Source organism: Marinobacter persicus (assembly GCF_002934325.1).
GTDB classification, from domain to species: Bacteria; Pseudomonadota; Gammaproteobacteria; order Pseudomonadales; family Oleiphilaceae; genus Marinobacter; species Marinobacter persicus_A.
In genome coordinates, this window is sequence record NZ_PTIV01000017.1 from 63,975 (window position 1) to 73,453 (window position 9,479).

General features: G+C 53.1%; 11 protein-coding genes. 7 read left to right on the forward strand and 4 right to left on the reverse strand.

Features of this window, described 5'->3' with window-relative positions; all coding sequences use genetic code 11:
• The first annotated feature begins 11 nt into the window (after window positions 1–11).
• From phnL to BY454_RS10290, 5 genes are read left to right on the forward strand one after another with little or no spacing between them, the layout of a single operon-like run.
• Window positions 12–758: a phosphonate C-P lyase system protein PhnL gene (gene phnL, locus BY454_RS10270; protein ID WP_104416400.1), complete on the forward strand. Its 747-nt coding sequence runs from the start codon at window positions 12–14 to the stop codon at window positions 756–758.
• Window positions 755–1,903 (forward strand): alpha-D-ribose 1-methylphosphonate 5-triphosphate diphosphatase, encoded by a 1,149-nt coding sequence (locus BY454_RS10275; RefSeq protein WP_104416399.1) that lies wholly within the window; start codon window positions 755–757, stop codon window positions 1,901–1,903. The genes phnL and BY454_RS10275 overlap by 4 nt, the downstream gene beginning before the upstream one ends.
• The gene (gene phnN / locus BY454_RS10280; protein ID WP_104416398.1) at window positions 1,888–2,457 is read left to right on the forward strand and encodes a phosphonate metabolism protein/1,5-bisphosphokinase (PRPP-forming) PhnN; all 570 of its coding nucleotides are present in this window, start codon (window positions 1,888–1,890) and stop codon (window positions 2,455–2,457) included. The genes BY454_RS10275 and phnN overlap by 16 nt, the downstream gene beginning before the upstream one ends.
• Complete coding sequence (gene phnP, locus BY454_RS10285) at window positions 2,448–3,233, forward strand: phosphonate metabolism protein PhnP (protein WP_104416397.1); 786 nt, start codon at window positions 2,448–2,450, stop codon at window positions 3,231–3,233. The genes phnN and phnP overlap by 10 nt, the downstream gene beginning before the upstream one ends.
• On the forward strand, window positions 3,230–4,078 hold the full coding sequence (locus BY454_RS10290) for an EamA family transporter (protein WP_104416396.1): 849 nt from the start codon (window positions 3,230–3,232) through the stop codon (window positions 4,076–4,078). The genes phnP and BY454_RS10290 overlap by 4 nt, the downstream gene beginning before the upstream one ends.
• 275 nt (window positions 4,079–4,353) lie before the next feature.
• Here BY454_RS10290 and BY454_RS17055 read toward each other — a convergent pair whose 3' ends face one another.
• Complete coding sequence (locus BY454_RS17055) at window positions 4,354–4,551, reverse strand: HNH endonuclease family protein (protein WP_258075622.1); 198 nt, start codon at window positions 4,549–4,551, stop codon at window positions 4,354–4,356.
• 659 nt (window positions 4,552–5,210) lie between these two features.
• On the opposite strand from BY454_RS17055, the gene BY454_RS10300 reads away from it, so the two are divergent.
• Window positions 5,211–5,900 (forward strand): hypothetical protein, encoded by a 690-nt coding sequence (locus tag BY454_RS10300; RefSeq protein ID WP_104416395.1) that lies wholly within the window; start codon window positions 5,211–5,213, stop codon window positions 5,898–5,900.
• 407 nt (window positions 5,901–6,307) lie between these two features.
• Here the strand turns inward: BY454_RS10300 and BY454_RS10310 are convergent, their stop codons facing one another.
• The 3 genes from BY454_RS10310 to BY454_RS16780 are packed head-to-tail and all read right to left on the reverse strand — an operon-like array spanning window position 6,308 to window position 8,681.
• Window positions 6,308–7,741, reverse strand: coding sequence for a tyrosine-type recombinase/integrase (locus tag BY454_RS10310; protein ID WP_104416394.1), 1,434 nt, complete (start codon window positions 7,739–7,741; stop codon window positions 6,308–6,310).
• Window positions 7,738–8,337 carry a hypothetical protein gene (locus tag BY454_RS10315; protein ID WP_104416393.1) on the reverse strand — a complete coding sequence of 200 codons (600 nt, stop codon included), beginning with the start codon at window positions 8,335–8,337 and terminating at the stop codon, window positions 7,738–7,740. Before BY454_RS10315 ends, BY454_RS10310 begins: the two co-directional genes overlap by 4 nt.
• A gap of 2 nt (window positions 8,338–8,339) precedes the next feature.
• Window positions 8,340–8,681: a hypothetical protein gene (locus BY454_RS16780; protein WP_146082705.1), complete on the reverse strand. Its 342-nt coding sequence runs from the start codon at window positions 8,679–8,681 to the stop codon at window positions 8,340–8,342.
• Window positions 8,682–8,760: 79 nt separating this feature from the next.
• Here BY454_RS16780 and BY454_RS10320 point away from each other — a divergent pair.
• A partial coding sequence (locus tag BY454_RS10320) for an IS1380 family transposase (protein WP_146082706.1) occupies window positions 8,761–9,479 on the forward strand: 719 nt, incomplete at its 3' end.

Consider the following 9,479-nt stretch of genomic DNA (forward strand, 5'->3'; position numbering starts at 1 on the left):
GGCAAAACACCATGACAGCCATTTCCGAAACACCCATTCTCGACGTGAAAGGCCTGGCCAAACAGTTCAGCCTGCACGAACAGAACGAAATCGTTCCGTCCTGTTCGGACGTCAACATGCTTGCCTTTCCCGGCCAGTTGGCCGCCCTGCTCGGGCCAACCGGCGCCGGTAAATCGTCGGTGCTGAAATGCATCTATCGAACCTATCTGCCCAGCGAAGGCACCGTTCACTTTCAAAGGGCCGATGGCGAGGTGGTCGACCTGGCCCGGATCAGCGAACAGGACATGCTGCAACTGCGCCGCAGCGAACTGGGTTTTGTTACCCAGTTTCTGCATTGCGTACCCCGCCGCCCGGCGGAAGAAGTCGTCGCAGAACCGCTGATTCTCCGGGGCATGGCGCTTGCCGATGCCGTGGCACAGGCCCGTGAACTGCTCAGGCGCCTGAACGTGCCGGAGCGGCTCTGGCGTCTGCCACCGGCGACCTTCTCCGGCGGCGAGAAGCAGCGGGTCAACCTGGCCCGGGGGCTTATTGCCAAACCACGCCTGCTCCTGCTCGACGAGCCCACCGCCAGCCTGGACAAAGCCACGACCGGACAGGTGATCGAACTGCTGCGGGAATTCAAGCAGGCCGGCGTGGCCATGGTCGCCATTTTCCACGACCCGGAACTGGTTAAAGCCCTGGCCGATACCGAATACCGGCTGGCGCCGCCGCAAAGCCTGACCCATTCAACCCCCGCCCCGGAGGCCATGCAATCATGAAACGCCAATTACTGACCAACGCCCGGATAATTCTGGAAGACACCCTCGAAGAGCAGGCCGACCTGTTGATCGAAAACGGCACCATCGCCGCCATTGGGCCAGCGAACACCCAGGGTGCGGAGCAAGTGAACCTTCAGGGCTGCCTGCTGGCCCCGGGGCTGATCGACCTGCACTGCGATGCCCTGGAAAAAGAAGCCGAGCCCCGGCCCAACGTGCATTTTCCGTTCGAGTTTGCGGCCGCTCTGACGGACAAGCGAAACGCTGTAGCGGGCATCACCACCGTCTACCACGCCCTGTCGTTTGCCAACCACGAACTGGGCGTTCGCAACAACGCGGTAGCCGCCGACCTGGCCCGCGCCATGGCCCGACACCGGTCCAACGGCATGGTGGACAACCGGGTCCATGCCCGTTACGAAGTCACCGATGAAAACGCCCCGGACATCCTCAATGCCCTGCTGGCAGAAGGTGCCCTGCAGATGTTGTCTTTTATGGACCACAGCCCGGGCCAGGGCCAGTTCCGGGATGTAGAGGCCTATCGGAATTATCTGGCCAAAACCTACAAGACATCCTCGGATGACGTGGATGCCATTCTGGACCAGAAACGTGCCGCCGCCCGCGGCGCCATGGCCCGTATGGAACAGCTTGCCGGGCAGGCCCGCCATTACAAAGTTCCGTTAGCCAGCCACGATGACGACAGCGCCGAAAAGGTCACGGTACTGAAAGGCCTCGGTGCCCGCATATCGGAATTCCCGGTCAACCTTGAAACGGCCGTAGCGGCCCGGGAAAGCGGTCTGTCCACCCTTTTGGGCGCGCCCAATATCCTGCGCAACGCTTCCCAGTCTGGCAACATGAAGGCGTTGGATGCGGTTAAAGAAGGGGTGGCTGACTGCCTGTGTAGCGACTATTCACCGGCGGCACTGTTACCCTCGGTACTGCGGCTGGTCGAAGACGGCCAGCTTACACTGCCACAGGCTTTCGCCCTGGTAACCCGCAATCCGGCCAGAGCCGCCGGGCTTGAAGACCGAGGCACCATTGCACCGGGCAAACGGGCGGATCTGATTGCGATCACCGGCAACGGGCTCTTGTCGCAGGCGCGGCAGGTCTGGTCTGGTGGCAGGGAGGTTTTAAGATGGCAGGCACACTGATCTACCTGGTTGGCCCCTCGGGCAGTGGCAAGGACACCCTGATCAACCTGGCCCGGCAACAGCTGGGGCAGGACTCTGATGTGTGTTTTGCCCACCGCTACATCACCCGACCGGCCTCGGCCGGTGGTGAGAACCATGTTGCCCTGACGGAAGAGGAGTTCCTGGCGCGCCAGTGCGCGGGGCTCTTCGCCATGAACTGGTCCAGCCACGGCTGCCATTACGGTATTGGTATCGAGATCAATCAATGGCTGGCCAAGGGCCTGACCGTTGTGATGAACGGCTCAAGGGGCTATCTGAAAACCGCGTTGCAGAATTATCCGGAACTCTGCCCGGTGCTGATCGAAGTGTCCCCGGAAGTGCTCAAAGAGAGGCTGGCCCGGCGCGGCCGCGAAACGCTGCAGGACATTGAACTGCGGCTGAGCCGCAACAGCCAGTTTGATCTGGATGAGGAGAAAGGCTGCCTGCGGGTGGACAACACCCACTCACCAGAGGCCGCCAGCCAGCGATTACTGGCCATCATCAATCAGCACAGGAGGCAGGGCGCATGCGCGTAACCTTTCTTGGCACCGGCGGCGCCGGCGGTGTGCCCCGTTTCGGTTGCACCTGCCCCGCCTGCCAGCGGGCAAAGAGTAATCACAGGCACGTTCGCAGGCCCTGCTCGGCACTGATTGAAGACGGCAACCACAAGATACTGCTGGATGCCGGCCTGATGGACCTGCACGACCGCTTCGAGCCGGGTGAGCTCAGTGCCATTGTGCTCACCCACTACCATCCGGACCACGTTCAGGGGTTGCTGCACCTGCGCTGGGGTAAGGGAGAGTCGATACCGGTTTACGGGCCACCGGACACGGACGGCTTTGCCGATCTGTTCAAACACCCCGGCATTCTGGACATTTCCGACCTTAAAACATTTGAGGCTCTGGAGCTGGGAGACTTCAGCCTGACGCCCTTGCCGCTGAATCATTCCAGACTCACCTTCGGCTACGCCATCGGCCACCGCAGCGGCGCCCGGTTTGCCTATCTGACCGATACTCTCGGTCTACCGGAGGCGTCGGCCGATTTCCTCAGGCAATGGTGCCCGAACCACATAGCGGTGGATTGCAGCCACCCGCCCGCCGATGTCTCCGGCAAAGCGCCGCAGAACCACAACGATGTCACTGCGGCCCTGGCGATGATCGATCGCAGCGGCGCGGAACAGGGCTGGCTGACCCACCTGGGCCATGAGACCGACTGCTGGCTGATGGCCAACGCCACCGCTCTGCCGGAAAATGTGGCGCCGGCAGCGGATGGCCTGGGCTTCGATATCTCAATCAGCCACTCCCCGGCATGATCAGCGCCACCCTCGCGCTGGCTGCATCGGTACTGATGCATGTGCTCTGGAACCTGATCGCCAGGCATCAGCCCGGCGCCGCCTGGCCACTGTGGTGGGCATTGCTGGCGCACCTGGTACTGCTGGCCCCCTGGGGGTTTTATGCACTGTATCAGGCCAATGCCTGGTCAACCGCTTTTCTGGGGTTGATGGCCATATCCGCCAGCGCAAACGCCCTGTATTTTTTTGGTTTGTGGAAATCCTACAAACACGCGCCAGTGGCCATGGTTTACCCGCTGGTGCGCAGCTCCCCGGTTCTGATTGCCCTGTGGTGGCTGATACTGACCGGCGAATCGCCCGGCCCGATGGGCTGGCTGGGCATTCTGGTCAGCGTCGCCGGGCTGATGATTCTGGCGGGCAGCCAACCCGGGCACGGCGAGAAAGCGGCGATTCCCTGGGCGCTTGTGGCGATGGTGTGTACCAGTGTCTATTCCATTTCCGATAAACTGGCAACCAGCCAATTGCCCGGGTTCGCCGCAATCATCGGGTTTGTATCGGTGGGATACAGTGTTGCCTTTCTGGTGCTGACTTTGGCATTGCGACGGCAGACGGGTCGTTGGACGCCGCCACAAAGACTGCCGGTTCCGATCATCGTGATTGGTGGGCTGTGCATCGGACTGGCCTATGCATTGGTTATCCATGCTATGCGCTTCTTACCGTCGGCGGAAGTCGTTGCCTATTCGAATACGGGAATTGTGCTCGCAACGCTAACGTCCATTTACTGGTTTGGTGAAAAATCAAATACTGGCAGGCGCCTCATAGGCTCTGCAGTTATTTGCACCGGCCTTTTATTACTTGCGCTCTAATACAGCAAATAATCTGTAACCATCCCCTATGTGTGTTTGCTGCGAGTATCTGATATCGGGGGCTCGTCAATGAATTGATAAAAAAATAGCTTAACCGATCATGGACACCTCTGCCATTTGCTCTGCCAATCATACTGGATGAAATGGCTTTAATTGGCTTGGAGTCTGTGAGGAAACGCCCTGACTTGAATGTTCGCTTTTGTTTAAGAACGAACCTTGCTACGTAGCCGCACTGGCCTGACGGTGGTAACCATTCCTCGGGACCGCGGCCACCTTTACTGCCTATTAAGACCTAGCTCGACGGCCCAGAGATTGATCACATCGTTTGCAAACCGTTCCCGTTTAGCTCGTGTCCAACCTTTCGCTCCGCGTTTCCAGGCCCACTTGAGCGGAACTACGTGATCAATGTCAATCTCACTGCTGTTCTGGATGACCTTGCCTGTGAACGGACTGATCCATCGGCCTGAGACCACCCTACAACGACTTTCGTCTGCAAATCGGACGTTGGTTTGTGGATTGGGAACCAATGCCTCAGCACGGCTGTCCTGACAGTCTCCATCAGCATCATCCCAACCGTGACCAACGCAGACCGTTCATAGCTACGCAGCCGGCCTTGCTTCTCTTCGACCTGTCGAACCGATGCAAAAGAGATTCCATCTGGTAATTTACCATCTGAATCCAAACAGGCATCAAAGGAGTCGTAGGGTTGATAATTCTGGGTTCGCTCATACCAACTGCTTTGCGGTGGATGGCAAAGGCCACTGTTCGACTTTTTAATAACGGACGCGTGAACCGGAACATTGACGAAACCCGCTACCAACGAAAAGAAGAGGGGCAGCATTCTTATAACGCAAACCATGATGTGTAAGCGTCCTCTGGGGTGTAAACTTGCCGCAGGGTGCCAACGTACCATCCCGGGCATCCCGACACCCCATGGACGATGCTCCAATCTAAGGAAATGATGACGACTAACCAACGGTCGGTGTTACGAATTTGCAGCCCAAAAAGGCTGCGAGGTTTATTCACCAGTAACATTCGCAGCAGGCTGGCATAAGCCTGAGAGCAATGCGAAGGCTTATGCTTAGTTGCCTAATATCTTTGACGTGAATTGAACGGGAAAGATCGACTATCCATGGCTATTAGCTTTTATGAAAAAGGGGAGCTGTCTTCTGGCTTCCACGGCTGGCGAGTTGTTGCCACCATCCGAGGCAAACGCTATCAGAAGTACTTCTCTCTTAAGAGGCCGAACACACGAATTACTCAAGAACTCTGGCACAAATATCAAGAGACCAGAGCCAGGTACTATGAGGCCCGTTACATGGCCCGCTCCGCAGCTATTCAATACCTGGATTTCATTCAGAAAGACCATCCCGCAGCCCTCCCATGTCGCGGTGTAGGGTTCCAAGGCATCACGCTTGGTATTGGAGGCGGGAAAAGTGCTGCACAGGAAACCTGCTATTTCTCCGTAAACAAACGAGGTGCCGCCATCAAATTCTACATTGATGAGCGGACATCTCTGTCTCAGGCATGGGAGCAGGCTGTAAAACATTGGGGAGAAGTATTCGATATCCGACCCAAAGACATCGTTGAAAAGCTCGAACAGATTCCCAGTCCTGATCAGTTCAAATCGCTTCGCAAACAACTGAACGATCACGAGGGCTGCGACTATCAAGCCAGCGTCCTCCATCATGTCTACGCTGAACAGCGAAGCCAGCTGGAAAAACATAGGGCTAGGAAAGCCACCAGCGGAAAGCTCAACAAGGACGATCTTCTGGCAATGTACGTGAACCTGGAACGCCAGGTGTCAGAGTTCCGGAATTAGATCTATTCAGTGTCGTTGCCGAAGAACCGACCCAGCGCGTCCGGTTTAGACGACCAAACCATGACCATTGGCTGTCGTCCTTCCATGACGTTAACAACTCTGCCATCTCCAATGAAAGCCGTTACCATGTAGACTCTAGGCCCAAGCCGTTTGTAGGGTTAAAGAATCATTGTTCGCCAAGCCTCGATATCCAATAGAACCAACTTTAACCCCGGAACTAATCGTAGGATCCTTCGATCTGCCACGCCGAGCGAATGATAAAGCTCAATACCATCTCCTGTAACGAGGACCTAAAAAGAGTCACACCATGCGATGAGTGGCGGGCTGTCGCCCGGCGTCGACCGTACTGCTATTTGCGCTGTTCACCGGTTAGTTTTTAGTTCTCAAGCTGGCGCAGGCCGTCAAGATTACTTTGATGGTCCCCGCTTCTCGGCTATTTTCATATCCTCCTTTCTTAGAGCGTGAAGGATAGTCAATTCTTCTCGATATTGATCGACCGACAACTCTCCTTTCGTTAAGCCGGCTAGAAGCGCTTCCTCCTGCTTTGTGTAATATTCGAGAGTCATTATCATTTGTGCTGAGGAAATTGTTTCTGAATAATCTACAAGTCGCTGGAAGGCCAAGTGGATGTATGTGTCTAACGTATCGATGTTTTTGTGGCCAGTCCATTGCGCCACCTCAGCTTTGAAAGTTTCAGTAGTAAGTAACGCTTTGAACTGCTCTGGCTCATTGAATTGGTGGCGCTGAATGAGTAGGACAAAAAGGTTTGTGCAAAATGCATGTCGAAACATATGGGCACATGCTGCTTCTGATACATCCGCAGCTTGCCTAAGTTTATATATTTCTGTACCTAAAGTGCCACTTTTCAGAGCGCGACCACTTGTGCCTGATACAAAAAAATAACCATGATCATAGTTAAGGCCAATAAATTTCTTAACGACAGGGTTGCGGTGAATTCTTATATGTTGCTTGAGAGTATTTAGAAGACCTTTGCTCACTGGTACAGTTCTTTCATCTCCATCTTCGCCTTTCAGAGTGTCCAAGCGAAGCATCGGGTCCTCCATTTTAGCCGCCGCTATTATGTCTGACACTTTGAGTCTTGCAAGCTCTCCCCGTCTAGCGCCGGTATTTTCCAGAAGATCCATGAGGCAGGTTCTTCGTCGCTGTATAAAACGGTCAGTGGTTTCCTTGTTGGCTTCACGTAATTTCAGGACAACATTTGGATCGATAGGGTCACGGGAACGCAAAGGCTCTCCCGCAGAAATTGAAGTATGTATCCATGTTTCTTGGTATTTGGTCTTTCTCTTACCATTTTTGTCGTTGTATTTAATCTCAGAAAAGCGCTTCTCACCACGAATAATACCCTCAGGTGCAACAAAATTTTTGATGCCGTAAAAAATTCCTACATATGAAAGGAAATCCAAGGTGCGGCGTGCTATTTCATTTGTTTTGTTCTCACTCCGTACTTTTATTGTTGGTTTGTCAATGCTTACCTCTGTACGTAGTGCCGATATGAATCCTGAAAAAATGTCGTCATTGATTTCTGTTATATCTATGTTTTTATTGAAGCAATAACGGATGAGTTGGGATACGTCACGTGCGATGCCGCCAACAGTACCTCCACTCGCGTCTCGTCTGGAAAGGCTCTGGCCTCCTCTTCCTGCGCGATCAGAGATGGCCATAATATAGAGATTGCCGATAAGACAGGGGCTACCGTCAGGCCAGGAAATAAAAGGTAAATTGTCTCTATTCTTAGTGACTAAATTGCCAAGTGAATAATGGCTGAATAACTCCAGTTTAGGAATCAATGTGATCAATTGCTTTCGGTCTTTGAGTCTCATCTTAGATGATCCCTGAAAGGACTGATGTTCACAACGTTGTCATATACATAATTATAAGGCGCAGGATTAATAGAAATAATCGCTCTAAGTCTCTCAGCAGAATCCGAGCAAAGCTTGTCCTTTGCCTCGATTTTTTTTGTTGACATTATGTTTTTAAAGGATTGCAGTGCGCTAGCTACACTCTGTAAAAGAATAAGGTTAACTTTTCGGTGCTCCTCTAATAACTGTTCTAGTTCAGAGACCTTTTTCTGCAACCCTGCCTTTATTCTTTTGTTGGGAGCCTTTTCCTTTTCTAAATAATGGTTGATGGCGTCGAGCGCATTAATCCTTAACTTATTAATCAACTCAAAACCGCTGTCAAAAATCTCGTTTGCATACTTTTTTAAAGTATTTATGCTCATTGGTGATGTTCGTCGAGATTTGTTGTCGACAAAGAACTCAATATCTAAACTAGCCGTTCTCCTCTGATCTTTAAGGTCAGACATAAGCTCTTTATTATCCGAATAGATGCCGGGATTTGCCGAAACATCATTTAGAAAATCCTTCAGAGCTATTACACCGTCGATAGATTTTTGCGCGCGTGAACTGTATGCCATAACTATTCTACATCCAATATCTTGACAATGACGCGCATCTGGTCGCCATTTTCATCTTCAAAAAATTCAGGTTCAATTTCTATTTGACCATCTTCGAGAAGTGATTCGATGTAATCTTCAAGCTCGTGAGAATCAACTAAATGAAAATCGTCGGTATCAAACTTATCTTTTATCAAGCAGGAGAGTTCTTTGTAATTTTCGTCCCCATTATGAGTTAAGTATTCTGTGATGTATTGGGCTTTAGCGCCTCTCAGAACGGGACCATCGGTAGTTTCAGTAATGTAATGCCAAACGTGCTTTCTATCTGTATGCCCTAGCCCGGATTTCTCATGAGAAGGCGGCATAAGGAAGGAAGAAGCGGCTGAAAGTGCTATAGTTTCAGGACCTTACACCGTTCACCAACACTAACCGCCGCTATCCAAAATGGTACCTGAAAAGCTGACCTTCTCGCCACTCTCTCGCCGCCAAATTGAAGCCGATTTTTCCGGTGGTCATATCACCTCCGATGCAGGGTTGCTCCTGCTTCGGGAAGTCGACAAACAGCACCGTCTGACTCAGCGCCTGGCCTCGGTGCTTAACGATTCACGAAATCCAGTGCTGGTTCGCCACAAGCTGGAAACCATGACTCGGCAACGGGTCTTCGGCGTAGCCGCTGGATACGAAGACCTGAACGATCACGAGGCATTGCGTTTTGACCAGGCCCTGCAAACCGCGGTCGGCAAAGAGAGCGATTTAGCCGGCAAGTCCACGCTCTGTCGAATGGAGCAGCAAGTAAACCGTCAGTCGGTGGTCAAAGCCCATGAATTGCTGTGGCGGCATTTCATCGAACAGCACGAGACACCACCGAAGGAAATCGTGCTGGATTTTGATGGCACCGATATCCCGGTTCATGGCGACCAACCCGGCAAGTTCTTTAACGCCTATTACGATCACCATTGTTACTTTCCACTGTACGTGTTCTGTGGCCGTCACCTGCTGGTGAGCTACCTGCGCACCAGCAACCGCAGTGACAGCCGACACAGCTGGGCCATTCTGGCCCTGCTGGTGAAGTTCATTCGTCAGCACTGGCCCGATACACGCATCGTTTTCCGAGGTGACAGTGGCTTCTATCGGCCTCGCCTATTGAGCTGGTGCGACCGGAA